Raw genomic sequence first — 26,421 nt, 5'->3', positions numbered from 1 at the left:
AGCGGCGCACGGGAATGCGCCCGCTTGGGTCAGATGGAAAAACTCGTTCCGCATCCGCAGCTTGCGACAGCATTCGGATTCTTTATCTGAAAGGACTGGCCGAGCAGGTTGTCGATGAAGTCGATCTCCGAGCCACCCATATAGACGAGCGACAAGCTGTCGATCAGGACCTTGGCATCGTCCTTTTCAAGCACGAGGTCGTCGTCGTTCGCATCGTCGACCAGATCAAATTTGTACGAGAAGCCCGAGCAGCCACCGCCCTCGACGGAAACCCGCATGGCATTCTTATGGCCGTCCGAATGCAGAATGGTGGCGATCCGCTTGGCGGCCGCGTCGGAAAGGGTCACTGTTTCCTGTGTCATATTTGCCTCCTGCCGGGGTCAAGAACCGGAGAGATTCGTTTTCATTGCATATTCGGCACTTGGCCGGTTTCGACATGTCTTTTAATGTCGAGCGCCAAACCGTTGCTTTGACTTCCGGAATCGGTCGATGTTTGGTCGACGCTTTCCCGTAGCTTTCACTATAGGTATGAAGGCTTGAATGTCCCGTCAATGGGGCGACCACGCAGGTGTGAAATGACGTTCGACAAAAATGCGCTCGGCTTCGGTTACGGTGAACATGCGCCATTCGCGTCGAATCCCTGGGCGACGCGCGGCAGGCTCTACCCGGAAGCGACAAGCCCGACGCGGTCCGATTTTCAACGTGACCGCGACCGCATCGTGCATACGACCGCCTTTCGCCGGCTAAAACACAAGACGCAGGTCTTCATCGCCGCCGACGGCGACCACTATCGCACCCGCCTGACCCACACGATCGAGGTGGCGCAGATTGCACGCGCGCTGGCGCGAGCGCTGAAGCTGGACGAGGACCTCGCCGAAGGCGTGGCGCTCGTCCATGATTTCGGCCACACGCCGTTCGGGCATACGGGCGAGGATGCGCTGCATGAGATGCTCAAGCCCTATGGCGGCTTCGATCACAACGCCCAATCGTTGCGTATCGTCACCAAACTCGAGCGGCGCTACGCCGAGTTTGACGGCCTGAACCTCACCTGGGAAAGCCTGGAGGGGCTGGTAAAACACAATGGGCCGCTTCTGAGCCTTGACGGGCAGGGCACCCACGGCCCGGTGCCGCAGCCGATCCTGGACTATTGCGCTATTCACGACCTTGAGCTTGCAAGCTTTGCGAGCCTCGAAGCACAGGTGGCGGCGATCGCCGATGATATCGCCTACAACACCCATGATATCGATGACGGTCTGAGGTCCGGCTACCTGACCTTCGAGATGCTGGAGGACGTGCCGTTTCTCGCCCGCCTGATGCGCGAGGTCAGCGATCGTTATCCCGGCCTTGAAGCGAGCCGCTTCACCCATGAGATTATGCGCCGCCAGATCACGGCGATGGTCGAGGACGTGATTGCGGTCGCGCAGACGCGCCTCCGGGATATCAGGCCCGAAAGTGCCATGGATGTCAGGCAGGCTGGTAGGGTCATAGCGACATTCTCGGACGAGATGGGCGAGACCGACAAACAGATCAAGAGACTGCTGATGACGCGGATCTATCGCCATCCCGAGGTGATGCGGGTGCGCGAAGGAGCTGCGTCGATCGTTTGCGATCTCTATCGCGCCTTCATGGCCGACCCTTTGCTGATGCGCGAACATTATTGGATCGACCAGATCCCTGGTATGGCCGAGCCGGCGCGGGCGCGTCATGTCGGCGACTATCTGGCCGGAATGACGGATACCTTCGCCATCAGTGTCCACCGCCGTTTGTTTGACCATACGCCCGATTTGCGGTAGGGACGCCCCGCCCGGAGGCTTTTGGTTCAACCGAACCGGGCCTCCTTTTGAGTTTTGCACCGACCATATTCTGTCGGGAAAAGCGGACGGATCAGATGAATCTCTTCACGGACTTCGAATCAAGAATTAAGGATATTCTCGAAACGCTTGATGTCGTTCGAGAAAAGCGATCCGAACTTGACTTCGCCCGTATCAATGTCGAGCCGCCGCGCGACCCCAGCCATGGCGATGTCGCGACCAATGCCGCGATGGTGCTTGCCAAACCGCTGGGCATGAATCCGCGCGCGCTTGCCGATCTGATCGTCGAGAAGCTCAAGCAGGACCCTGAGGTCACCGATGTTTCCGTTGCCGGTCCAGGCTTCATCAACGTGCGGCTTTCCGTCTCCTACTGGCAGAAGCTGTTGACCGCGATGGTTCGCACCGGTGCGGACTACGGCCGCAGCACGACCGGTGCCGGCCGCAAGGTCAACGTCGAATACGTGTCGGCCAATCCGACCGGGCCAATGCATGTCGGCCATTGCCGCGGTGCCGTCGTCGGCGACGCGCTTGCGAACCTGCTAGCCTTTGCCGGCTACGAGGTGACCAAGGAATATTACATCAACGACGCCGGCTCGCAGATCGATGTGTTGGCGCGTTCGGCCTTCCTTCGCTACCGGCAGGCGCTTGGCGAGGAGATCGGCGAGATCCCGTCGGGCCTCTATCCCGGCGATTATCTCGTACCCGTCGGCGAGGCGCTGGCCGACGAGTTCGGCACGAGCCTGCGGCTGATGCCCGAGGACAAGTGGATGCCGCTGGTCAAGGAGCGCACTATTGATGCGATGATGGTCATGATCCGCGAGGATCTTGCCGCCCTGAACGTCACCCATGATGTCTTCTTCTCGGAGCGGACCCTGCATGCCAATGGCGCTGCCAAGATCCGCACCGCGATCAACGACCTGACCTTCAAGGGCCACGTCTACAAGGGCACGCTGCCACCGCCGAAGGGCCAGCTGCCGGAGGACTGGGAAGACCGGGAGCAAACGCTGTTCCGCTCGACCGAGGTCGGCGACGATATCGACCGGCCTTTGATCAAGTCGGATGGCAGTTATACCTACTTCGCTGCCGACGTTGCTTACTTCAAGGACAAGTTTGACCGCGGCTTCGACGAAATGATCTATGTGCTCGGCGCCGACCACGGTGGTTACGTCAAGCGGCTTGAGGCGCTGGCACGCGCGGTGTCTGGCGGTGCGTCGAAGCTGACTGTACTGCTTTGCCAGTTGGTCAAGCTCTATCGCGAGGGTGAGCCGGTCAAGATGTCCAAGCGTTCCGGTGACTTCGTGACGTTGCGCGACGTCGTTGATGAAGTCGGACGCGATCCGGTCCGGTTCATGATGATCTACCGGAAGAACTCCGAGCCGTTGGATTTCGATTTTGCGAAGGTGACAGAGCAGTCCAAGGACAACCCGGTCTTCTACGTGCAGTACGCACATGCGCGTTGCCGGTCTGTCTTCCGTCAGGCTGCGGACGCTTTCCCCGAACTCGACCTGTCCACCGTCGATTTTGCCGGCGCAATCAATGGCCTGATCGTCGATCCGGCGGAGCTGCAGCTGGTCGCCAAGCTCGCAGAATATCCGCGCGTCGTGGAGGCTGCGGCACTGGCGCAAGAGCCGCATCGCATCGCGTTTTACCTTTACGATCTTGCCGCTGCCTTCCATGGACACTGGAACAAAGGTAAAGAGAATCCGGAATTACGTTTTGTTAACGATAAAAATAGAGAATTAAGTACTGCCAGACTCGGGCTGGTGCATGCTGTCGCTTCCGTACTGAAGTCGGGCCTGTCCATTACAGGCACCTCTGCACCGGAAGAAATGCGATAAGTATTGTCACCATTTTCCCACAATGCACTGGCAAGTGAATGCAGGCAATTGTGAGTGGAGAGCATGGCAGACAAACAATTCGCACGAAGCGGGCCGGCTGAATTCGATGTATTGGCAGACGATGATCCGTTGGCCGAACTCGCCCGGATCGTCGGCTACGATGCCCGGCCGGCTGTCCAGCAGTTGCAGGAATTGCAACGCCACCAGGAAGCCGTCCGGCAAGATCCGACGTTCGATCTCGAGGAAGAGCTCCTTCGAGAGTTCGATACCTATGATGCGCCGCGCGCGGCAGATGTTCAGCCGGACAACGATCCAGTTGAAACTGTAGCTGCGCCCGCAGAAGAGCTTCAGCAGGTCGAGCCGGTGCTTGAATTTGCGCCAGCCGAGTTTGCTGTGGCCGAATCGGCGCCAATCGAAGATGCGCCGGCGATTAAACCGGAGTATCAGCCGGTCGAACTCGCAGAGACATGGCCAGAGGCCGCTCTTGAAGAAGTCGACCGCGGCCACGCCGAATTCGTTGCGGTTCCCGAGGCGACGTCCACTTCGATCACTGACGTAACGGGATACGACGTGGTTTCGGAAGCGGTCGAGCCGACCTTCGATCTGGAACGCGAACTCGAGCTCTCGCTCGGTGACGTCGATCTTTCTCCGACGGCCGAGATTGCGCCGATCAAACAGCACGTTGGTGCACCTGAAGAATGGCATGCGCCGGTCGAGGACATTTCGTTCGACGTTTCCGATTTCGCCGATCAACTGGCAACAGAGCAGGCCTCGCTGTCCGTCGAGCCAGCCTTCGAAGTGGCTCCGGCCGCCGAGGCCAGCAACGCCTATGCGTCGGACAATGCCTATTCGTACGAACCGACAGTGATCGAGCAGGTCGCTCCGGTTGCCGTAGAGCCGGCTTTCGAACCGGCTCCGGCTGCCGAGGGCAGCAACGCCTATGCGTCGGACAATGCCTACTCGTACGAACCGGCAGTGATCGAGCAGGTCGCTGCGGTTGCGGCAGAGCCGACAACAGATAACGCCGTCGATGAGCTTCTTGCCGATATCGAGCGGTTTCCGGTACCGGCTGCGACCGGCCTGGTCGCCGCTGCAGTTCACACTCATCCTGCGATTCATGCGCGGGCCGAGCCGGCTGTCGTGGCTGCGCCACCTGTCAAGAAGAGCCCCTATCCCTTCACGCCGACGTTCAGTCGCGCCACCCCGGTCGCTTCGCCCTCGGGTGCCGGCCAGCAGCGCGCCTTTGCTGGTCCGATCGTCTCGTCGATCCCTGCTGCCGCAGCACCTGTAGCCGCCGCACCGGTGGCCGCAGCGGTTGCGCCAGAGGCTGTCGTCGAGCCCGCTCTTCCGGCTACCGAGCCGGAGAACGAGCCGAGCTTCGACATCGAGAACTTCGAAATGGAGCTCTCGGATGTGGCGATGGAAATGGAGCTTCCGGAATTCGACGCTTCTGAGGATATCGCCGCCGCAGTGCAGCAGCCGGTTTTCGCCGCTATCGAGCAGGAGCCGGTACAGCATGAAGAGCCCTTCGTAGCACCGTCGGTCGCAGCTGCGCCCTTAGAAATCGAAGAGCCGCCGGTTGAAAGCGTTCTGCCGTTCGATCCGTCGATGATCGCTGAAGCCGATACCGGCGTCGCACCGATCGCCGATATGGATGTACCGCAACTGCCGGTCATCGAGACAGAAAAGCCGGTCGCTTATCCCGCCGACTACGATCTCGATATCGACGCGGAAATGGCCCAGCTCTTCGGGACGCCGGCACCATCCGTCAGGGAGACGCAGGCTCGCCCCGTCGAGGCTCGTGAACCTGCACGCTCCGCGCCGGCAGCCAAGCCGGCCGCATCGCTCGGCGCAGCACCGATGGATGATTTCGACGAGTTCGAGAAGGCAATGGAAGAAGACTTCCGTCGCTCGATGGTCGAACGTCAGAACACGCCGCGCGAATCCGAGCGCGCTCAGCCTATGTCCGGCCAGGCCGACGCCGGTGTTTATAACGAATACGGCTCCGGTCGCCGCTCGCAGCGCACAATGCTGCTCGCTGCAAGCGTCGCCGGCATCATCATTCTCGGTGGTGCAGGCGTCTACGCCTGGATGGGTGGCAGCGATGCCGTTTCGTCCGGCGAGGGTCCGAAGATCATTCTCGCCGACAAGTCCCCGGTAAAGGTCGTGCCCGAGGAAAAGGGCGGGAAGACCGTGCCGAACCAGGACAAGGCCGTCTATGACCGCGTTGCCGGTGCTCAGGGCACGGGTCCTCGGCAGGAGGCACTCGTCTCCTCGACCGAGGAACCGATGGACGTCGTCCAGCGGACGCTGACACCGGAAAACCTGCCGAATGACGGCAGCGATGAAGCGGATGCTCTGGGTGCTTCACCGAATGCGGACGAGGAGTCTGCCCGCCTTCTGCCTGGTGACGGTGCTGCCGTGCCGGCTGATCAGGAAGAGGACAAGGCTCCCGCAGTCGCGCCGCGAAAAGTACGCACGATGATCGTCAAGCCGGACGGCACGCTCGTCGCCCGCGAAGAGCCGGTTGCTGAACCGGCGACGGAAGTTGCTGGCAACACCCAGCCGGTTCCGGCAACGGCTTCGGGTCAGGTTGCGGCGTCGGGCACTGAGGGCCAGGCGACAGCCACGGGCGCCGGTTCCGAACTTCGCGCAGCCGGCGAGGCACTTGCAGGTGCCGACCAGGTCGCACTTGCTGCCGCGAGCGACGCCACGGTAAACGCCGCTGGCGTTGAGGCACCGCTGCCTCAGACCCGCCCGACCGGGCAGGCTGGCAACGTGGCTGGCGCCGTACCTGAAAGCGCAAGCGCACGTCCGGCGGAAACGCAGGCCGCCGCCAACCCTGCAACGGATACCCAGCAGGTTTCGACGGCATCAGTGCCGGCTGGCACCTACTTCATCCAGGTGGCGTCGCTGCCCTCCGAGGCCGAAGCGAAGAAGTCCTACAACAGCCTTTCGAACAAGTTCGGAAGCGTTATCGGTGGTCGCGGCGTGGATATCCGCAAGGCGGAGATCGCGGGTAAGGGCACCTACTATCGTGTCCGCATCCCGGCCGGTTCGCGCGAAGAGGCCAATGCGCTTTGCTCGCGCTACAAGGGCGCTGGTGGCAGCTGCCTCGTGACCAAGTAGTCACAGCAGCAATATTATCCCCAGAGGGGCGCGGCAGAGATGCCGCGCCCTTTCACGTTTCAGTGACAGTAGTCTGTGCATGACGCGCACCGATAGCTATTCTCGCTTCGCTGTGGGCAAGCCGCGCATTATGCTTTTGGCATGAGCGAATCAAAAGCATTTATCTCCGGCTGCAAGGGTCTTTCTCTTTCGAGCGAAGAGCGCAGCTTCTTTGATGGCGAGCGGCCCTGGGGCTTCATCCTCTTTGGCCGCAACATTGGCGAGGAACAGCAGATTTCCGATCTGGTCGCGGCGCTACGTGACAGTATCGGCAATCCCGCGGCACCCGTGCTGATCGACCAGGAAGGCGGACGTGTTCAGCGCATCCGGCCGCCGCTTGTTCAGCAGTATCCGAATGGTGCGGCGATCGGCGAGATCTACCGCCGCGATGCCGAGGGCGGTTTGCGTGCGGCCTGGTTGATGGGGCGGCTGCATGCGTTCGATCTGATGCGGTTCGGCATCACCGTCGATTGCCTGCCGGTGCTCGACGTGCCGGTTCCCGGCAGTCACGATGTGATCGGCAATCGCGCCTATGGACACGATCCGCAGAGTGTCACGGCGATCGGTCGGGCGATGGCGGAAGGCCTTAAGTCCGGTGGCATGCTGCCGGTAATGAAACATATGCCCGGCCATGGCCGCACTTTCGTCGATTCCCACCACAGCCTGCCGGTGGTCGGCGAAACCTTCGACGAGCTTGCCAAGAGCGATTTCCTGCCCTTCATCGCCATGAAGGACGAGGTCATGGCGATGTCGGCGCACATGGTCTTCACGGCGATCGATCCGGACAATCCGGCAACGACCTCGGCCAAGGTTGTGCGTGAGATCATCCGCGGCCATATCGGTTTCGACGGGTTGTTGATGTCCGACGACGTTTCGATGAATGCGCTGGCCGGCGACATGTCCACCCGCGCGCGCAACATCATCGACGCCGGACTTGATCTCGTCTTGCATTGTCATGGCATAATGGACGAGATGAAGGCTGTAGCGGATGTCGTCCCGGTTCTGGCCGGAGAGACATTGCGCAGGGCAAGGGCCGCAGAGGCCGCCTTCCGCAAGCCTGATAATGCGAACGAGCAGGAACTACGTGCCGAATTCAACAGCCTGTTCGCGACGGTTTGAGGACGGGTACGGCCGGCGGGAAAGGATCAGGCTGTCGTGAGCAACGCGGGTGAAAAGCAAGGCAGGTCCGGGGCGAAAGCGCCGATGGATCCCTTGTGGCAGGACGAGACTGCGGAGCGCGGATTGCACGAAGAGGCGCTGGTCATCGACATCGCCGGCTTCGAGGGCCCGCTCGATCTGCTCCTCCATCTTGCTCGCAGCCAGCGGGTCGATCTTGCTCGCATCTCGGTGCTGGCATTGGCCGAACAATACATCGCCTTTGTCGAGCGGGCGCGCAGCATCCGCATCGAACTGGCCGCCGACTATCTCGTCATGGCGGCTTGGCTTGCCTATCTCAAGTCGCGGCTGCTGATCCCGCAGCAGGCGAAGGATGATGGTCCCTCCGGTGAGGAAATGGCATCGGCGCTGGCGTTCCGGCTGAAGCGCCTCGAAGCCATGCGCGAGGCCGCCACCCGGCTGATCAACCGAAACCGCCTCGGCCGCGATGTTTTCGTGCGTGGTGCGCCGGAGCATATCGTCACCGAGCGGAAGTCGGACTATGACGCTTCGCTTTACGATCTGCTGACCGCGTATGCGAGCTTGCGGCAACGGACAGCGATCACGCAAGTGACGATCGAAAAGCGCCACGTCTGGTCGCTCGCCGATGCGCGATTGATCCTGGCACGCATGATCGGCCATCTGGACGATTGGACCGCGCTCGATCACTTCCTGTTGCGTTACATGACGACGCCGAAGGAGCGGGCGACGGCCATCGCCAGTTCCTTTGCCGCCTCGCTGGAAATGGTACGTGAGGGGCGCTTGGAAATCCGCCAGGAAGAAGCGTTCGCGCCGATATATCTGCGGCGTGGGCCGAACCCGATCGATGCGGCGACGCTCGCCGATATGGAGGCAGCCCGTGGCTGAGCCGCAGAAATACCTCCCGGACGTGACAGACGAAGACGGCGAGAACGACGGCCTTGTGTTCGATCCGCGCATGGAGCAGGAAACCGAGCGAATTGCCGAAGCGCTGGTGTTTGCCTCCGCGCAGCCAATCTCCGAGGCTTACATCGCCACCCGCCTGCCGCGCGGTGCCGATGTCCCGCGCATCATGGCGCGATTGAAGGCGCTTTATGCAGGCCGTGGCGTCAATCTGGTGCAGGTGGCCGATCACTGGGCGTTCCGCACGGCCGCCGACCTGTCCTTCGTCGTGCAGACGGATGAGAAGGAGGTTCGCAAGTTGTCGCGCGCCGCGCTAGAGGTTCTGGCGATCATCGCCTACCACCAGCCGGTTACCCGCGCCGAAATTGAAGACATTCGCGGTGTGCAGACATCCAAGGGCACGCTCGATGTGCTGATGGAGGCGGGCTGGGTCCGCTTCCGTGGCCGCCGCCGCACGCCCGGGCGTCCGGTCACCTTCGGAACGACACGCGATTTTCTCGACCACTTCGGCCTGGAGGAACTGCGCGACCTGCCTGGCATCGAGGAGTTGAAGGGAGCGGGGCTTCTCTCCGGCCGCGTTCCGTCCAACCTGCATATTCCCGTGCCCGTCGGCGAAGATGACCTGGCGGAAAACGAGGATCCGATCACCCAGCTCGATCTGGAAGAACTGGGGCTCTTGACTCCGAAGGGCGAAGAGGCCGATTAAAAAACCTGATTGGAGATATCGGCTTTCTCCATCGAGCCTGCACCCGGCATGGTCGCCGCGGTGCCACCGGTGTCAAGGAATACGCAGCATGGTTTCAGATACGCAGGACGGGCCCGTCATGGCAACGCGACGGACGGCGGGCGTATCTTTCGCGGCGAGCCTGACATTCGAGGATATCCACCACAACTACCATTCCAAGGAGACTATCAAGGGCGTCAGCCTGGCGGCCAAGGCCGGCGAGGTCCTTTGCCTGCTCGGCCCCTCCGGTTCCGGCAAGACGACGCTGCTGCGGATCGCCGCCGGCATCGAGATGCAAAGCGCCGGCCGCCTCCTGCTTAACGGCCAGGAGATTTCTGGCCCGTCGGTCTTCTTGCCGCCGGAAAAGCGCGGTGTCGGTCTGATGTTCCAGGACTTTGCGCTGTTTCCGCACATGACGATCCGCGACAATGTTCGCTTTGGGCTGACGGCGCTTCCGAAGAAAGAAGCGCTGATCCAGGCCGACGCAGCCCTGGAACGGGTCGGTCTTTCGCATTACGGAGATCGTTATCCCCATGTGCTTTCGGGTGGCGAGCAGCAGCGTGTGGCGCTCGCCCGTGCGCTCGCGCCGCGGCCTGCTGTGCTGTTGATGGACGAACCGTTCTCCGGGCTCGACTCGCGGCTCAAGGATTCGATCCGCGCCGATACGCTCGCCATCCTCAGAGAGACGCGTGCCACCGCGATCGTCGTCACGCATGATGCCGAGGAAGCGATGCGCATGGCCGACCGGATCGCTCTGCTCAAGGATGGGCGCCTGGTCCAGGTCGGCACCGCCGACGAGCTTTATCGAGAGCCACGGGACCTGTTTGCCGCCGGTTTCTTTTCGGAAATCAACGTGTTCGACGCCCAGGTGCGCAACGGTCGCGTCGATACGCCGCTCGGCGGCGTGGATGCCTGCAAGTACCGCGATGGCCAGCGCCTTTCCGTGGCCGTGCGGCTTTCGGGGCTGCGTGTCGGCAAGGACGAAGGCGACATACAGGCGCGGATCGTCTCGCGCCGTTTCATCGGCGTTGTCGAACTGCTCGAACTGGCTGTGGCGGGCTGCGATGGAACCGTGCGCGCCCGTATCCGCGCGGACCAATTGCCGCAAGGATTGCGCGATGTAATGCTTTCAGTTAACGAGCGGGATATATTGCTGTTTGAAAAAGATGTTCCGACATCTTAGGGTCTGTGGCGAAAAGAGGCTGTGCTGGTGGCGCGCCTGAAAATTGACACGCGAATAGGGCCTAAATCGGGGAAGGCTCAGAGGGAGTAAACGCATGGGTTCCTTTAGTATCTGGCACTGGCTGATCGTTCTGGTCGTGGTGCTGTTGTTGTTCGGTCGCGGCAAGATTCCGGAACTGATGGGCGACGTTGCCAAGGGCATCAAGAGTTTCAAGAAGGGCATGAACGACGACGACGTCGCTTCCGCCGACAAGCCGCTCGACGGCAAGACTGTTGATCACAAGTCTGACGAAGTTCGCTAACGATCGAGCACCGATAGGGCCAGGCTGGGATTACCTCCCGGCCGGCCGCACCACGGGTTTGCAGGACATATCGAATGCTTGATATCGGCTGGACCGAGCTAGTCGTCATTGCCATCGTACTGATCGTTGTTGTCGGACCGAAGGATTTGCCGCCGATGTTGCGCGCCTTTGGCCGCATGACGTCGAAGCTGCGCGGCATGGCGTCGGATTTCCGCCAGCAATTCGATGAGGCGTTGCGTGAGGCGGATCTCGAAGACGTCCGTAAAACGATCAGCGACGCGCAAAGCCTCAATCCGGCAAATGCGCTACGTGACGCGATGAACCCGTTGCGCCAGATCGGCAACGAGATCAAATCCGATCTCCAGAAGGCCGCATCACCAGACAAGGCGCCCGTATCCGCTGCAGAGCCGCCAGTTTCCTCCGTGGAACCGGTTGCCGTTGGCGCGGCCGAGGCAAAGCCAGCCAACAGCATTGCGGCCGCGGCGATTGGTTCTGCCAGCCGGCAAATGCAGCGTGCCGAAGCTTCTGAGCCTGCGGCAAAGCCGAAACGGGTAACGAAGGCCAAGGCAGACGCTACGCCCGCGCCCAAGAAGGCCTCACCGGCGAAGGCGGCAACCGCCAAATCTGCACCCGCCAAGACGGCTGCAAAGAGGCCTTCCAAGGTCGAGGCAGAGCAGCCGAAAGAAAAAACACAAAAGACACGCGCGGCAACGCGCAAGAAAGGTGACGTATGAGCGGCGATATCGAGGACCGGCCGCAGCCGCTGATCGAACATCTGATCGAGCTCAGAAAGCGGCTGATGTGGGCCGTTGGCGCGTTCTTCATCGCCTTTCTCGTCTGCTTCTACTTTGCCAAGGGTCTCTTCAACCTTCTGGTGCTGCCGTTCAAATGGGCGGTCGGTTGGGCCGGGATGGATCAACGCAATGTCGAGCTGATCTACACTGCTCCGCAGGAGTTCTTTTTCACCCAGATCAAGGTGGCGATGTTCGGCGCTCTCGTGATCGCCTTTCCGGTGATCGCGTCGCAGATCTACAAGTTCGTCGCCCCCGGCCTCTACAAGAACGAGCGTGCGGCATTCCTGCCGTTCCTGATTGCCTCGCCGCTCCTGTTCCTGCTCGGTGGCGCGCTCGTCTATTTCTTCTTCACGCCGATGGTCATGTGGTTCTTCCTGGCGATGGAGCAGGGCGGTGACGAGGGGCATGTTGCAATCCAGCTTCTGCCCAAGGTCTCGGAATATCTGAGCCTGATCATGTCGCTGGTCTTTGCTTTCGGCCTCGTGTTCCAGCTGCCGGTGGTCACCACGCTTCTGGCCCGCGTTGGCTTCGTCAGCGCACAGGGACTTGCCGAGAAGCGCAAATACGCGATCGTGATTGCCTTCATTGTCGCGGCCGTCCTGACACCGCCGGACCCAGTCTCCCAGATCGGCCTTGCACTGCCCGCCATCCTTCTCTACGAAATTTCGATCTATACGGCGCGACTCGTCGAGAGACAGCGGGCAGCGGATGCGCTCAAGCGTGAGGCTGCCCAGTCGCAGGAAGAAACTTCCGAAGAGGTTGGCCCCGCAAAGGGCTGAGCATTCGACGGTTCCGCGCCGTGACCTGCAAAACGCGTGGAACGACAATGCTTGATATCAAATGGATCCGTGAGAATGCCGATGTGCTGGATGCCGCCCTGGCGAAGCGGGGCGCGGAACCATCGTCTGCGTCGCTGATCGCCATCGACGAACGTCGCCGCACAATCCTTCAGTCGCTGCAGGACATGCAGTCGCGCCGCAACGCGGCGTCGAAGGATATCGGCGCGGCCATGGCACAGAAGAACAATGAGCTCGCCGAAAAGCTCAAGGCCGAAGTTGCCGAACTGAAGAATTCAATGCCGGCGCTCGAGGAAGAGAGCCGCCAGGTCGAAGCCGAACTGAACGACGCCCTGTCGCGTCTTCCTAATATTCCGCTCGACGACGTCCCTGTTGGTTCGGACGAGGCGGGCAATGTCGTGACACGGGTTATCGGTGCCAAACCCACCTGGAACCACCAGCCGCGCGAGCATTTCGAAGTCGGCGAGGCGCTCGGGCTGATGGATTTTGAGGGAGCCGCGCGCATTGCCGGATCCCGCTTCACCATCCTGAAGGGCCAGCTCGCCCGGCTCGAACGCGCGCTCGGCCAGTTCATGCTCGACCTGCACACCCAAGAGCACGGCTATACCGAAGTACAGCCGCCGCTATTGGTGCGTGACGATGCGATGTACGGCACCGGCCAACTGCCGAAATTTGCCGAAGACCTGTTCCGCACAACCGACGATCGCTGGTTGATCCCGACGGCGGAAGTGCCATTGACCAACATCGTGCGCGAGCAGATCCTCGATGGCGAAAAGCTGCCGTTGCGCTTTACCGCGTTGACCCCGTCCTTTCGTTCGGAGGCCGGTTCTTCGGGCCGCGACACGCGTGGCATGCTGCGCCAGCACCAGTTCAACAAGGTCGAACTCGTGTCGATCACCGATGCCGAGACGTCCGTTGCCGAGCATGAGCGCATGACTGCCTGCGCCGAAGAAGTGCTGAAGCGTCTGGGTCTGCACTACCGCGTGATGACGCTTTGCACCGGCGACATGGGCTTTGGCGCCCGCAAGACCTACGATCTCGAGGTCTGGTTGCCGGGACAGGACACATATCGCGAGATTTCGTCCTGCTCGGTCTGCGGCGATTTCCAGGCGCGGCGCATGAATGCGCGTTACCGCAACAAGGAAGACAAGGGCACAAGGTTCGTTCACTCGCTGAACGGTTCCGGCGTCGCCGTCGGCCGCGCCCTGATCGCCGTTATCGAAAATTACCTGAACGCCGACGGCTCGGTTTCGGTGCCGGATGTATTGCTTCCCTATATGGGCGGCCAGAAACGTATCGAAAAAGCTGCCTGACGGGAAAGAAATCGCAATGCGGATCCTGCTGACAAACGACGATGGCATCCACGCCGAAGGCCTTGCGGTCCTCGAGCGGATAGCCAAGACGCTTTCCGACGATGTCTGGGTGGTGGCGCCCGAGGCCGATCAGAGCGGTCTTGCCCATTCGCTGACGTTGTCGGAACCGCTGCGCTTGCGTCAGATCTCCGAGAAGCGTTTTGCGCTCAGGGGCACGCCGACTGATTGCGTGATCATGGCTGTGCGCAAGGTGCTGGACAGCAAGCCGGATCTCGTCCTATCGGGCGTCAATATCGGCGCCAACATGGCTGACGACGTCACCTATTCCGGCACCGTCGCCGGTGCGATCGAGGGAACGCTACAGGGCATCCGCTCCATGGCGTTGAGCCAGGCCTACAGCCACGTCGTCGGCGAGGCGGTGGCCTGGGACGTGGTCGAGCGTCACGCGCCTGCGTTGATCCGCAGCCTGCTGGCAGTTGATCTTCCTGATGGTACGTTGCTCAACCTCAACTTCCCGAAGTGCTCCGCCGATGCCGTCGCCGGCACCGAAGTGACTTCGCAAGGCAAGCTCGACTTCGGTCTTTCCATCGACGAGCGTGCCGACGGTCGCGGCTTTCCCTACTTCTGGCTGCGTTTTGGCGAGCGCTTCGGTGATTTTCGCGCCGGTACCGATATCCACGCGCTTCGTGAAAACCGGATCTCGGTGACGCCGCTCAAGCTCGACCTGACCGACTATTCAGTGCAGGACCGTCTGGCACGGGCCTTGAGCGAAGGGACCGTCGCTTGAGCGGACGTGTTTCGGAACAGGAAGGCTTTGCGGCGATGGTCTTGCGGCTGCGCGCCGAAGGCATCAGCAACCAGGGCCTGCTGAACGCGGTCGAGCAGACGCAGCGCGGCCATTTCGCGCCGCCGCAGTTCCAGGCGGACGCTCATTCGCAGCGGACGATCCCACTCGACTGCGGCTCGTTCATGGAAGGCTATGACTTCGCCGTCCGGCTGTTGCACTGCCTTAACCTCAAGTCCGGGCAGCGCATCCTCGAGGTGGGAACCGGCAGCGGCTTTACCGCTGCAGTGATGGGCCGCATCGCCGAGCGCGTGCTGACAATCGACCGCTACCAGACACTCGTCTCCACTGCGCAGAAAAGCCTGGAAAAGTCGGGTGTGCGCAATGTCATCGTCCGCCATGCCGATGGCAGTGCCGGAGTACCGGGCGAGGGCACGTTCGATCGCATCTTGATTACCGCTGCGTTCAACAGCCTGCCGCGCATGTTCTCCGACCATCTCGTGTCCGGCGGAACGCTGGTCGTTCCGATCATGATGAGCGAAACGCATTGTCGCATCGTTCGTGTCAGCCGCACCGGCAGCCGCTTCGATCGTGAGGATCTGTTCGACGCGCCTTACCTTCCGATCGTTCCGCAACTGGCGTCTTACCTCTAGGTTAGCAACCCACTTGCGTGATCTGTGCTGTCCCGCTACGGCTTGGAGCCCAACCATGCACATTCATGTGGGGGAATTGGAGCATGGCGCGGCTCGTCAGAGCCGTGCTCACGGATCGTGAAGTCTCAGGACACTACAGCGCCGCGCGTCTTATTAGACGCGCAAAGGTCGCTGTAGCACTTTGAATTGCTGCATGTTTTTATCCTTAAATCGAATGCGATTTAAGAAAACATGCAGTAGGCATGGCGGCTCTTTTAAAAGTGCGACGCAGAGATCCTCGTCGTGGCCACGTGATGAGGGCGGGCGGATCGCCCCGATGACCGTCTATTGGTTAACAAAATCCTAATCTCTCCAGTTTCGCGCAAGCTTCGCGCCATACGCCTTCGGCTGCACGAAAGGTTTGGCCTTGCGAGTCGCTGAATTTCTATGCGGTTCGGAAAGGCGATCTGGTCGTGCGGTTGACGGAGACGGCACATGCAGATTGCGAACAGGCTGACGGCCGCGGCATCAGGCGATGGACTGGGCAACCTTGCCGGCCGTGCGGCGGGGCAATCCGGCGCAGGCGGTAAGGATGAAAATGCCGCTCAGGCGATGCAGGCCACGTTCTTCGATCCGACGCCGCGGATTTCGCTTTCCGCCGATGCGCTGCTTTATCTCAGTCAGAACAGAAGATCCTCCGACGGCCAACCGGCCCTGACGCGCGACGAGTGGAACAACCGCCTGTCGCCGCAATTGGCCTTGCGGGAATACCAGGCGTTCGGAAAGTTCCTGGAGACCGGTGATCACAGTGGCTACTACAAGGGCTTCATCGAGTACTATGATGGCCTGCGGTCCGAGGACCAGCATAGCCTGCGCTATTTCGGGACGCGTGAGGCGGCTGTCGCCGGGCTACGCTCGCTCGAATACGATCAGGCAAGCGGCCTTGATGGAGAGACGACGTTCCAGACGCTGGTGAGCGTGCTTCTCGAGGAAGACAAGACTGCGCAGTCGGAAGCTCCCGCAGCGCCGGCTGGACGCCAGATTTTTGCCTGGGATCTGACAAGCATTAGCTATGAGGGCGAGCCAACCGAGCGGCGTGCCGTCTCCGAGATCGAACGCCTCTATTCCGAACTGATCTAAGTTTGCAGCGCCGCTAAGGCGAGCCTTTGCACCGGTCTATGGTTAGCATTCTGTCAAACTAGGTCTTTGGTGGTGTCGCCCTTAACCGTGCGGTAACTCTAATACGCTTTAATCATCCCACATCGAGTTGCGTTCGGAGTGGGTAAGCGTCATGCGTCAGTTTGTATCTCCCAAGGTTGGAAAGTCCACGATCCGCCTGTGTGCAGCAGTTTTGCTGGCAGGCGTTGCCACAGGGTGCAGCTCCGACGCCAGCCGTTTCGACGGCTTGTTTTCGCGATCGGACACGCTGACGACCAGCTCAATTCAGAGAAATACCACGCCGGTGCCGCGCGGCGATGTCGACAGCGGCCAGATGGCTGTTGTCTCTCCGGCCGATACGCGCAACTCGGCTCTCGGGCAGCCTTATCCCGCGGCGAACGGTGGCTACGATCCGGTCAATACGGCGTCGACGCCGGTCTCCAGCGCCCGCGCCGCCTCGACGCCGATGAGCGTGCAGCGTTCGACCCTCGCCGATCCGACGGCGGCCTCCAGCCAGCGTATTGATCCGCAACCGTTCCCAGCCGCACGCCAGGTCGAGCAGGTCTCCACGGCCACGCGTCAGGCATTGCCCGCTGCCGTCAACGATACTGCGAGCAAGAGCGGCTGGACGACGCAGAATGCTCCCTCGATCATGGTTCGCCAGGGCGACAGTGTGTCCATTCTCTCCAAGCGTTTCGGTGTTCCTGAAAAGGAAATCCTGAAGGCCAACGGATTGAAGACCGCTGGACAGGTCGAGCCCGGTCAGCGCCTGGTGATCCCGACCTTCGGTGTTGCGAGCAGTGCCGCGAAGGCTGCCGCGTCCAACACGATGACCGATCTGGATGGCAGCAAGCGCCAGCCATCGCCCTTGCCCACCGATCAGCGCGATGTCGCAATCCTGCCCGGTCAGTCGCAGTCCCGCGATAAGAGTGCAGGCAAGACGGATGTTGCTGCAGGCAAGGTCGCTTCGACGGGCGAGGGCAGCGGCAACGGCTCGTACACCGTCAAGCCGGGTGATTCCCTCAATCGTATCGCCAAGGCAACGGGTGTTTCGGTCGGCGCCCTCAAGCAGGCCAACGGCCTGACGGCAGAATCGATCCGTGTCGGCCAGACGTTGAAGGTGCCGGGCGCAGCGACCGACCAGGTGAAGACGGCATCGGTTCCGCCCAAGAAAGCCGAAGGTCAGGTCGCCGCGCTCGACGAGAGCAAGCCCGCCGAGTACCAGCCTCCCGTTGCCAAGCAGAGCGTGTCCGAAGTCGCCAGCAAGACCCCTGACGTTGACGAGGAATCGCCGAAGTCGACGGGTATCAGCAAGTATCGCTGGCCGGTACGCGGCGCGGTCGTTGCCGGCTACGGCGCCAATGTCGATGGCAACCGCAACGACGGCATCAACATCTCCGTGCCCGAGGGCACGCCGATCAAGGCAGCTGAAAATGGTGTGGTCATCTACTCCGGCAGCAGCCTGAAGGAACTGGGCAACGCCGTTCTCATCCGTCACGACGACGGCACGGTCACCGTCTACGGCAATGCTTCCGAACTGAAAGTCCAGCGCGGCCAGAAGGTGCAGCGCGGCCAGACGCTCGCGGCATCCGGTATGACCGGCCGCGCAAGCCAGCCGCAAGTCCACTTCGAAGTGCGCAAGAACGCCAGCGCCGTGAACCCGGCCACGTTCCTGGAATAGGCGGCTTAGCCTTCCAGCCGGTGGCGCAGGCGACCGGCCAGATCCTGAATGAACTGCCAGGCGACGCGGCCGGACCTTGCTCCCCGCGTCGTCGACCATTCCAGCGCATCGGCGTGCAGAATATCCTTGTCCACCGCAAGGCCGTAGTGAGCCGCATAGCCGTCGATCATCGCCAGATAATCTTCCTGGCTGCATTTGTGGAAGCCGAGCCACAGTCCGAAGCGATCCGACAATGATACTTTCTCTTCGACTGCTTCCGATGGGTTGATGGCGGTCGATTGCTCGTTTTCCATCATGTGCCGCGGCAGAAGATGACGCCGGTTGGACGTGGCGTAGAGCAATACGTTGGTCGGACGCCCCTCGACGCCACCGTCGAGCACGGCTTTGAGCGACTTGTAGGACGTGTCGTCATGGTCGAAGGAAAGGTCGTCGCAGAAAACGATCACCGGCACCGGCGCGGATTTCAGGATTTCCATCAGCGCCGGTAGCGTCGCGATATCCTCGCGGTGAACCTCCACCAGCTTCACGGCGATGCCCGTATCGCGTGCGACCTGTGCGTGAACCGATTTGACCAGCGAGGATTTCCCCATGCCGCGCGCGCCCCACAGAAGCACGTTGTTTGCCGGATAACCTTCGGTAAAGCGCAACGTGTTGTCGACCAGGATATCACGCACGTGGTCGACGCCGGTGATCAGCGACAGTTCGATCCGGTTCGGTCTTTTGACCGGCTGCAAGTGGTGGCTTGCCGGCGCCCAGACGAAGCACTCTGCCGCGTCCCAATCGTTGGCAGCGGCAGCGGGGCCGGCGATGCGTTCGATCGCCGCGGAAAGCTTCTGCATTTCCTTGATGAGAACGTCGATCTTTGTTTCACTCATCGGTCCATCTCCGCTTGCTGAATCAGTCACTTGGCTTCGGTTTAACCGGGTAGCACGCAGGTTTGCGCTGGAAAAGGCCGCACTGGGTGGGAGAGGGGGTTCTCCTCTTGCCCAAATTATGTCAGAGGCACTGGAACGGATACGGGTGCCGTCGCTTTGCATTGCGGCTGCGCGCCCTTATATTCCGGCCGATTTGGCGCGGAGGAACCGCCGCATATTTTGAACTCAAGGAGTGATCGATGTTCATTACCGAAGCTTTTGCGCAGACAGCCGGCGCCCCGTCGACCGGCGGCGCGGACATCCTTATGTCCATTCTGCCCTTCCTGCTGATCTTTGTTGTTATGTATTTCCTCATCATTCGCCCGCAGCGTGCACAGATGAAGCGCCGCGACGAGCTGCTGAAGAACATCCGTCGCGGTGACCAGGTCGTGACCGGCGGCGGCATCGTCGGCAAGGTGACGAAGGTGGTCGACGATAGCGAGCTGGAAGTCGAAATTGCCGAAGGCATCAAGATTCGCGTCGTTCGCAGCGGCGTATCGGAAGTTCGCGTCAAGGGCGAACCCGTAAAGGAATAATCGAAGTCCAGCCACAACCGGATGTGTCCGGGAAACGGAGCGTTTGAGGCATGTCCAATCTGAAGCCGTTGAAGAGCGCTCTTGTTTGGCTGGCAGTGCTTTTGGGTGTCGCGCTCGCGATGCCGAACTTCCTGACGAAGGAACAGGCGGATGCGCTGCCTTCGTGGCTTCCGCACCGTCAGGTGGCGTTGGGGCTCGACCTCCAGGGTGGCTCGCATTTCATGCTGCAGGCCTCGCGCGAGGACATTCTCGCCGAGCGGCTTGAAGCGGTGACAAATGATGTCGGCAAAGCGCTGCGCGATGCCGACATTGCCTATTTCGGCCTGTCGGGCGAAGGTCAGTTGATCTCGCTGCGGGTTCGTGACCGAGCCAAGTTGCCGACAGCGCGTGCGGCGCTTGCTCCGCTCATGGCACCGGTGGAAACTGGTGGTCTGGTCAGCGACGAAGTTACCGAACTTGCCTTCGACAGCGCCGAGGCAGACGACTTGATCCGCCTTCGCCTGAGCGACGAAGGCATCGACTACAGGATGTCGCAGGCTCTGGCACAGACCATGGACGTCGTTCGGCGCCGGATTGCCGAAGTCGGGGTGGCAGACCCCCTGATCCAGCGCCGGGGTGATGATCGGCTTATCGTCCAGGTGCCGGGTCTGGCGGATCCGCAGCGCCTGAAGGACCTGCTTAGCCAGCGCGCCCGCGTTTCCTTCCAGATGCTGAATGTCGCCGTGCCCGTTGAGCAGGCTGTTGAAGCGCAGCCGCCGGCCGGCAGCGAAGTTCTTTATTCCTTCGACGATCCGCCGATACCCTATCTCGTCGAGAAGACCCGGCTGCTGTCGGGCGAAGACTTCACCGCCGCGCAGCCGGATATCGACGCGACAAGTGCCGAGGCGTCGGTCGCGATCAAGCTGACACCGGCGGCAACCGGCCGTGTTGCCGCACTTCAGGCAAAGGGCGCCGACCAGAAAGTCGCGATCATTCTCGACGACCAGGTCGTCGCTGCGCCGACACTTGCGGCTGCCGTCAAGGGCGATACGGCAATCATTACCGCCGATCTGCCGGAGGAGGGTGCCACCGATCTCGCAGCCCTCGTCAGAACCGGGCCACTACCGGCGACGTTGACTGTCGTCGAGGAGCGGACCGTCGGGCCGGGCGTGGGCGATGACGCGATCGGTGACGGCCTCAAGGCCGGCTTCATCGCTGCCGTTGCAGTCGCTGTTTCGATGATTTTCTTCTACGGCGTCTTCGGCATCTTCGCCGTCGCGGCTCTGGCCGTGAATCTCATTTTGATCATCGCCGCACTTTCACTCACCGGTGCGACGCTGACATTGCCGGGTATTGCCGCAATCATTCTGACCATCGGCGTGGCTGTCGATTCCAACGTTTTGATCTATGAGCGCATCCGCGAGGAAGCGCGCGGTGGTCAACCGCTGGTCCAATCGGTCAACAAGGGCTTTGCGCGCGCGTTCAGCAGCCTTTTCGATGCCAATCTAACGATGCTGATTGCCGGTGCGATCCTTTTCTACCTTGGGTCTGGTCCCGTGCGCGGCTTCGCCGTCACGCTTGCGATCGGCAGCTTCACGACCTTGTTTACCGCCTACACGATCACCCGCAGGATCGCCAAGGCCTGGCTGCGCGGCTGGAAGGCGCAGCATCTGCCGAAGGGTATTCGTACGGGACGCTTCAGCGATCTCGACATCCGCTTCATGGCGATCCGCAACCCGGTCTTCATCGTCATGGCCGCCTTGTCGGTTGCTTCCGTACTGCTGCTCGCAAGTCTCGGTCTCAATCTGGGGGTCGACTTCAAGGGTGGCTCGATCATCGAACTCGAAAGCAAGGCCGGCAATGTCGATATCGCCGATCTGCGCGTGCGGCTCGATGAGTTGAACCTCGGCGAAGTTCAGGTACAGCATCTGGGTTCTGGTAACGATGTCCTGGTGCGCGTGCCGTCACAGGAAGCCGGCGACAACGCCGAGCAGACCGCGATCGGCGTCATCCGGGCAGAGCTCAGCGACGAATATGCGTTCAAGCGCGTCGAAGTCGTCGGTCCGGTTGTCTCGGGCGAATTGACGCGCGCCGGCACTATTGGGCTTGCGGTCTCCTTTGCTGCGATCCTGCTTTACGTGTGGCTGCGCTTCGAATGGCGTTTCGCGCTCGGCGCCATCATCGCAACCCTGCACGACGTGCTGCTGACGATCGGCTTCCTGGTGATAACCGGCATCGAGTTCAATCTCGGCAGCATCGCCGCCGTTCTGACCATCGTCGGTTACTCCCTGAACGATACGGTCGTCATCTATGATCGTATCCGGGAGAACCTCGGCCGCTACAAGAAGATGCCGCTGTCGGTGTTGATCGACGCCTCGATCAACCAGACGCTGTCGCGCACGATCCTGACGGCGCTGACGACGGTGCTGGCGCTGGCGGCGCTCTACCTCTTCGGTGGCGGTCTTATCCGCTCTTTCAGCGTTACCCTCTTGTTTGGCGTCATCGTCGGCACGATCTCTTCGATCTATATCGCTGGTCCGATCCTCATTCTCTTCCGCAAGCGGACGGACCATTTCCAGGGCGGGGAGAATTCCTCCGGCCCGGGCGCCGGAGCGGCGCAAACGGCAAAGGGTTCAGTCTGAAATGCCCAAGGGTATCGAGATCCGCGAAGCGCATTTTCCGGGGCGCGCCCCGATCGATGCCTATGGCAATGGCGGCTTCCGCTTTGCCGATATGTCGCACCGCGGCTCCGTGCTGATGCTGCCATCGGGCGTCTATGCGTGGGACGTTGTTGAAGGCGATCCGTTGTTGGTCGAGAAGTTCCAGCGCGTGCTGGACGAAGCGAGTGACATCGAGGTGCTGTTGGTCGGCACCGGCCTCGATATCCGGCAACTGCCGGCCGAGCTGAAAACGGCCCTGCGTGCATTGAACATCTCGTCCGATCCGATGAGCACGGGAGCAGCTGTCAGAACCTACAACGTGATGCTGGCCGAAGCGCGTGCGGTCGCCGTCGCGCTGATTGCCGTCTGATCGCGGCCAGGGGAAGACTTGCGTGCAAGACATTGATGCCCAGATCCTGACCGACCTCAGGGACACGGATCGCGACCGTTACCTCGCCTGTCTGCTGGCGCCGGTGGCCAGCCAGCCGTCACTCGCTCCGCTCTATGCCTTCAACGCCGAGCTCGCCCGCATTCGCGAACTCGTGCACGAGCCCATCCCCGGTGAAATCCGAATGCAATGGTGGCGGGAGCTGTTGGAGAACGAAGCGGCGACGGGCGAGGGGCATCCGCTCGCGCGGGCGTTGCTCGCGTGCATTCGTAAGCATCGGCTTCCGATCGCTGTATTTCAGAACATGATCGATGCACGGATCTTCGACCTCTACGATGATCCGATGGAGGACAGGGCGGCGTTCGAAGGTTACGCCGGCGAGACCGCCTCGGCGCTCATTCAGCTGTCGTCGCTCGTCCTCGATCCGCAGAACGCCGCAAGGTCTGCGGAGGCAGCCGGTCATGCCGGCGTCGCGCAGACCGTCGCAGGCCTGCTTCTGCTCCTGCCGCAACATTCCCGCCGCGGCCAGGTCTATCTGCCGGCCGAGCTTCTGCGAGCAACCGGGCTTGACCGCGAAGCGCTGCTCGCCGGAGAAGACGGGCAAGCAATCGGGCGGGCGATCCGGGCCTTCGCCGGTTTCGGCCGCGATCATCTGGCCAAGGCGCGCGCCCGGCTCGACACGATCTCACCCGACAATTTCGCCGCCTTCGTTCCCCTGGCCCTCGCCGAGCCGATCTTCAATCGCGCGGATGCTGTCGGCGCAGAGTTGCTGCGCAATCCGATAAGGCCGGCGCAATGGCGGCGGCAGTGGTGGATGTGGTGGGCGAGCAGGCGCAAGCGGTTTTGAAGCCGGCCGCGCAAATGTGTTCAATGGCTTTGCTATAACGACCTGCACAAAAACCAGAGCTTGAAGCGAAGTCAAACGTTAGCGAAAGATGGCGGCGCGCTTTGGTGCCGAGACCTGCGCGGCATGTTGTAGGCCAGCTAGCCACGGCACGAGGCTGGTCAAATTGGCGCAAGGCTCGCATCGTATAAACACACCCCTATCGACTCATTACCGACTTAGGGGGCCTGTCTGATGCTCTGGCTGCTTTTCATCATCATCGCCATTCTCGCCGGCGCCTTCTACATGTGGATGAACGCACGGGCCGAGCGGGATTGGGACGATCCGGATGCTGGCTCGGCAATGGTCGAGTTCGGGCGCGCCTTTCCGGACGAAGCGATCCGTGCACTTCATTCGACGGCGGACCGCAAGGCAATTTTTCTGCGGCTGCATGACGGCAAGGCTGGTTTCATCCAGTCGCACGGCACGCATTATGTCTGCCACGTCATTCAGCCGGGAAAAGTCCGGGTCAACAGTTCGGACAGCGGCCGCGGTCTGATTGTCCATTTCCCTGATTTCGCCTATCTCGACAACGCGTTCGAATTTCACAACGCTGCCGAGGCGGCCGAGGTATCGTTGTGGCTGTTGGGCAGTTTCAGCCCGAAGTCCGAGTTTACGGCAGACGAGGCAAATGTGCCGTCTTCGGCGCAGGCGAGCGAATAGCCGGCGCTCCGCTAGCAAACGCTGCGGGCATTCATGACATCAGTTTAGTTCTGTAAAAGGAAAGCCCTCGCAAACCGGAGTGGATCCGGTTTGCGAGGAAATGTTTGGCTCTCAGGCGCATCCGTTCAGCCAGGCGGCGCAGTCGCCGAGCGCTCGGGCGGCCGTGGCCTGTTTCTTCGCTGCGGCCTTTTCCTTGCCGCGGAAGCGCTTGGCGCCTTCGGGCTTGATGATGGCGCCGGGTTCCAGCGGCGGGAACAGGCCGAAGTTGACGTTCATTGGCTGGAACGAACGTTTGCCCGGCTCGTCGTCGGAAACGATGTGACCGCCGGTGATGTGGTTGAGCAGCGCGCCGAAGGCCGTCGTTGCCGGCGGTGCAGCCAAAGTTTCACCCTTGCGTTCCGCCGCGGCGAACCTGCCGGCCAGCAAGCCGATGCTTGCGCTCTCGACATAACCCTCGCAGCCAGTGATCTGACCGGCAAAGCGCAGGCCTGGCCGCGACTTGAGAGTTAGTGTGCCGTCGAGCAGGGTCGGCGAGTTGATATAGGTGTTGCGGTGCAGGCCGCCGAGGCGCGCGAACTCGGCGTTCTCGAGACCGGGGATCATCCGGAAGACTTCCGCCTGCGCGCCATACTTCAGCTTCGTCTGGAAACCGACCATGTTGTAGAGCGTGCCGAGCGCATTGTCCTGACGAAGCTGGACGACGGCATAGGCCTTGACCGTCGGATTGTGGGCGTTGGTGAGCCCCATCGGTTTCATCGGTCCGTAGCGAAGCGTCTCGCGTCCGCGCTCCGCCATCACCTCGATCGGCAGGCAGCCATCGAAGTAAGGCGTGCCTTCCCACTCCTTGAAGCCGGTCTTGTCGCCGGCCACGAGTGCGTCGATGAAGGCGTTGTACTGCTCTTCGTTCATCGGGCAGTTGATATAGTCCTTGCCCGTACCGCCGGGGCCGACCTTGTCATAGCGTGATTGGTACCAGCAGATGTCCATGTCGATCGTCTCGGTATAGACGATCGGCGCGATGGCGTCGAAGAAGGCAAGCGCATCAGCGCCCGTTTCCTGGCGGATCGATTCGGCGAGATCAGGCGCTGTCAGCGGACCGGTTGCAATTACTGCAAGGTCCCATTCCTTCGGCGGCAGGCCGCGGATTTCTTCGCGTACCACGGTGATCAGCGGATGGCCGTCGATCGCCGCGGTGACGGCGTCGGAGAAGCCGTCGCGGTCGACGGCAAGCGCGCCGCCGGCCGGAACCTGGTTGGCATCGGCCGCCTTCATGATCAGCGAGCCTGCAAGGCGCATTTCGGCGTGGAGTACGCCGACGGCATTGCTGGTCGCATCATCGGAGCGGAACGAGTTGGAACAGACGAGTTCGGCAAGGCCGTCCGTCTTATGTGCATCGGTGCCGCGGACGCCGCGCATCTCGTGCAGCACGACCGGAACGCCGGCCTCGGCGATCTGCCAGGCCGCTTCGGAGCCGGCAAGGCCGCCGCCGATGACATGAATGGGAGAGTGGGAGGAGGTGTCTTTGCTCATGGTCGGCTTCCTACCATGCTCGTCCTGTCGTTCCAACCGTCGTTGCGCCGGGAACAAACGAAAACGGCGCCTGAAGGCGCCGTCTTGGAAGTCTGGTCGTTCGTTCCGATTAACGGAAGGAACGCGATGCGATGTTGCGGATATCGTAGCGGGTGATGCCGATGTCATTGAGAGCGTGGTTCGACAGGTTGCCGAGCTCGCTAACGGTGCGGCGGTAGTTAATCCAGCTTTTTGCGATACGAATCGGGTTCATGACTTTTTCCTCAAGATCGGTTTGTCGCGACAGCCATCTGTCTGCGTCGTTGAGGTTCTTATACGCTTGTCTAATTGGAAGGTGGAGTGCAAAGAAAATGCAGCTGCTATGCATTTGTGCAGTGCATCGCCAAATTGCTGGGCAACATTTGCACCCGCTCGAAAACGCGCCATCACTTAAAGATTGATTAAAGTGCGTGCGCGGCCCGTTAAGGATTTGTAATCGCGCTATTTTCTGCGCGGATGCCCGACGGTGTCGCCGCGGTTCCCAGCTTCAATCCAGGCACGATTGCTTGGCTATAAGCAGAACTCGATCGGTGACGCGCTTTCGCAATTGCGAAGGTGATTTTGCGGCAGCATTTCGACAACGAAAAACGCCCCCCGGAATGAACCGG

The 26,421-nt window shown here is 61.3% G+C and carries 24 protein-coding genes; 20 read left to right on the top strand and 4 right to left on the bottom strand.

What is annotated here, in order from left to right:
- Window positions 1–29 precede the first annotated feature (29 nt).
- Window positions 30–362 carry an iron-sulfur cluster insertion protein ErpA gene (gene erpA / locus ASD02_RS08770; protein WP_025426846.1) on the bottom strand — a complete coding sequence of 111 codons (333 nt, stop codon included), beginning with the start codon at window positions 360–362 and terminating at the stop codon, window positions 30–32.
- 213 nt (window positions 363–575) lie between these two features.
- Between erpA and ASD02_RS08765 the strand changes: the two genes are divergently transcribed.
- From ASD02_RS08765 to ASD02_RS08695, 15 genes are all read left to right on the top strand, one after another.
- On the top strand, window positions 576–1,793 hold the full coding sequence (locus tag ASD02_RS08765; RefSeq protein WP_057205045.1) for a deoxyguanosinetriphosphate triphosphohydrolase: 1,218 nt from the start codon (window positions 576–578) through the stop codon (window positions 1,791–1,793).
- A 95-nt stretch (window positions 1,794–1,888) separates the two neighbouring features.
- Window positions 1,889–3,649 (top strand): arginine--tRNA ligase, encoded by a 1,761-nt coding sequence (gene argS / locus ASD02_RS08760; RefSeq protein WP_057205041.1) that lies wholly within the window; start codon window positions 1,889–1,891, stop codon window positions 3,647–3,649.
- A gap of 63 nt (window positions 3,650–3,712) precedes the next feature.
- Window positions 3,713–6,778 (top strand): SPOR domain-containing protein, encoded by a 3,066-nt coding sequence (locus ASD02_RS08755; protein ID WP_057214190.1) that lies wholly within the window; start codon window positions 3,713–3,715, stop codon window positions 6,776–6,778.
- 141 nt (window positions 6,779–6,919) lie between these two features.
- On the top strand, window positions 6,920–7,936 hold the full coding sequence (gene nagZ, locus ASD02_RS08750; RefSeq protein ID WP_057220540.1) for a beta-N-acetylhexosaminidase: 1,017 nt from the start codon (window positions 6,920–6,922) through the stop codon (window positions 7,934–7,936).
- Between the two features lie 84 nt (window positions 7,937–8,020).
- Complete coding sequence (locus ASD02_RS08745) at window positions 8,021–8,839, top strand: ScpA family protein (protein ID WP_051509162.1); 819 nt, start codon at window positions 8,021–8,023, stop codon at window positions 8,837–8,839.
- A complete protein-coding gene (gene scpB, locus ASD02_RS08740; RefSeq protein ID WP_025426852.1) occupies window positions 8,832–9,560 on the top strand; it encodes an SMC-Scp complex subunit ScpB in 729 nt (242 codons plus the stop codon). The genes ASD02_RS08745 and scpB overlap by 8 nt, the downstream gene beginning before the upstream one ends.
- 88 nt (window positions 9,561–9,648) lie before the next feature.
- Window positions 9,649–10,761 (top strand): ABC transporter ATP-binding protein, encoded by a 1,113-nt coding sequence (locus tag ASD02_RS08735; protein ID WP_057220539.1) that lies wholly within the window; start codon window positions 9,649–9,651, stop codon window positions 10,759–10,761.
- A gap of 94 nt (window positions 10,762–10,855) precedes the next feature.
- The gene (locus ASD02_RS08730) at window positions 10,856–11,062 is read left to right on the top strand and encodes a twin-arginine translocase TatA/TatE family subunit (protein WP_025426854.1); all 207 of its coding nucleotides are present in this window, start codon (window positions 10,856–10,858) and stop codon (window positions 11,060–11,062) included.
- 74 nt (window positions 11,063–11,136) lie between these two features.
- Entirely contained in the window at window positions 11,137–11,796 is a 660-nt protein-coding gene (gene tatB, locus ASD02_RS08725) for a Sec-independent protein translocase protein TatB (RefSeq protein WP_025426855.1), read from the top strand.
- Window positions 11,793–12,635 carry a twin-arginine translocase subunit TatC gene (gene tatC, locus ASD02_RS08720; RefSeq protein WP_025426856.1) on the top strand — a complete coding sequence of 281 codons (843 nt, stop codon included), beginning with the start codon at window positions 11,793–11,795 and terminating at the stop codon, window positions 12,633–12,635. The genes tatB and tatC overlap by 4 nt, the downstream gene beginning before the upstream one ends.
- A 47-nt stretch (window positions 12,636–12,682) precedes the next feature.
- Window positions 12,683–13,966: a serine--tRNA ligase gene (gene serS / locus ASD02_RS08715; RefSeq protein ID WP_025426857.1), complete on the top strand. Its 1,284-nt coding sequence runs from the start codon at window positions 12,683–12,685 to the stop codon at window positions 13,964–13,966.
- Between the two features lie 16 nt (window positions 13,967–13,982).
- Window positions 13,983–14,753, top strand: coding sequence for a 5'/3'-nucleotidase SurE (gene surE / locus ASD02_RS08710; protein ID WP_025426858.1), 771 nt, complete (start codon window positions 13,983–13,985; stop codon window positions 14,751–14,753).
- On the top strand, window positions 14,750–15,403 hold the full coding sequence (locus tag ASD02_RS08705) for a protein-L-isoaspartate(D-aspartate) O-methyltransferase (RefSeq protein WP_025426859.1): 654 nt from the start codon (window positions 14,750–14,752) through the stop codon (window positions 15,401–15,403). The genes surE and ASD02_RS08705 overlap by 4 nt, the downstream gene beginning before the upstream one ends.
- A 474-nt stretch (window positions 15,404–15,877) precedes the next feature.
- On the top strand, window positions 15,878–16,522 hold the full coding sequence (locus ASD02_RS08700) for a hypothetical protein (protein WP_025426860.1): 645 nt from the start codon (window positions 15,878–15,880) through the stop codon (window positions 16,520–16,522).
- Window positions 16,523–16,673: 151 nt separating this feature from the next.
- A complete protein-coding gene (locus ASD02_RS08695; protein ID WP_057220538.1) occupies window positions 16,674–18,221 on the top strand; it encodes a peptidoglycan DD-metalloendopeptidase family protein in 1,548 nt (515 codons plus the stop codon).
- A gap of 5 nt (window positions 18,222–18,226) precedes the next feature.
- Here the strand turns inward: ASD02_RS08695 and ASD02_RS08690 are convergent, their stop codons facing one another.
- Window positions 18,227–19,096, bottom strand: coding sequence for an ATP-binding protein (locus tag ASD02_RS08690; protein ID WP_025426862.1), 870 nt, complete (start codon window positions 19,094–19,096; stop codon window positions 18,227–18,229).
- A gap of 239 nt (window positions 19,097–19,335) precedes the next feature.
- Here ASD02_RS08690 and yajC point away from each other — a divergent pair, with 239 nt between their 5' ends.
- From yajC to ASD02_RS08665, 5 genes are all read left to right on the top strand, one after another.
- Window positions 19,336–19,671, top strand: a complete 336-nt coding sequence (gene yajC / locus ASD02_RS08685) for a preprotein translocase subunit YajC (protein ID WP_025426863.1) — start codon at window positions 19,336–19,338, stop codon at window positions 19,669–19,671.
- Between the two features lie 50 nt (window positions 19,672–19,721).
- The gene (gene secDF, locus ASD02_RS08680; protein ID WP_057214180.1) at window positions 19,722–22,292 is read left to right on the top strand and encodes a protein translocase subunit SecDF; all 2,571 of its coding nucleotides are present in this window, start codon (window positions 19,722–19,724) and stop codon (window positions 22,290–22,292) included.
- A 1-nt stretch (window position 22,293) separates the two neighbouring features.
- Window positions 22,294–22,680, top strand: coding sequence for an Mth938-like domain-containing protein (locus ASD02_RS08675; RefSeq protein WP_025426865.1), 387 nt, complete (start codon window positions 22,294–22,296; stop codon window positions 22,678–22,680).
- Between the two features lie 22 nt (window positions 22,681–22,702).
- Entirely contained in the window at window positions 22,703–23,545 is an 843-nt protein-coding gene (locus ASD02_RS08670; RefSeq protein ID WP_025426866.1) for a phytoene/squalene synthase family protein, read from the top strand.
- Window positions 23,546–23,776: 231 nt separating this feature from the next.
- Window positions 23,777–24,244 (top strand): hypothetical protein, encoded by a 468-nt coding sequence (locus ASD02_RS08665; RefSeq protein ID WP_025426867.1) that lies wholly within the window; start codon window positions 23,777–23,779, stop codon window positions 24,242–24,244.
- Window positions 24,245–24,355: 111 nt separating this feature from the next.
- Here the strand turns inward: ASD02_RS08665 and trmFO are convergent, their stop codons facing one another.
- Window positions 24,356–25,774 (bottom strand): methylenetetrahydrofolate--tRNA-(uracil(54)-C(5))-methyltransferase (FADH(2)-oxidizing) TrmFO, encoded by a 1,419-nt coding sequence (trmFO, locus tag ASD02_RS08660; protein WP_025426868.1) that lies wholly within the window; start codon window positions 25,772–25,774, stop codon window positions 24,356–24,358.
- A gap of 109 nt (window positions 25,775–25,883) precedes the next feature.
- On the bottom strand, window positions 25,884–26,027 hold the full coding sequence (locus ASD02_RS36840; RefSeq protein ID WP_065781539.1) for a DUF1127 domain-containing protein: 144 nt from the start codon (window positions 26,025–26,027) through the stop codon (window positions 25,884–25,886).
- Between the last annotated feature and the right edge of the window lie 394 nt (window positions 26,028–26,421).

The organism is Ensifer sp. Root1252 (assembly GCF_001425885.1).
Lineage (GTDB): Bacteria > Pseudomonadota > Alphaproteobacteria > Rhizobiales > Rhizobiaceae > Ensifer > Ensifer canadensis.
The sequence above is the reverse complement of the archived record's forward strand: the minus strand, read 5'-3'. Positions and strand labels throughout refer to the sequence as shown.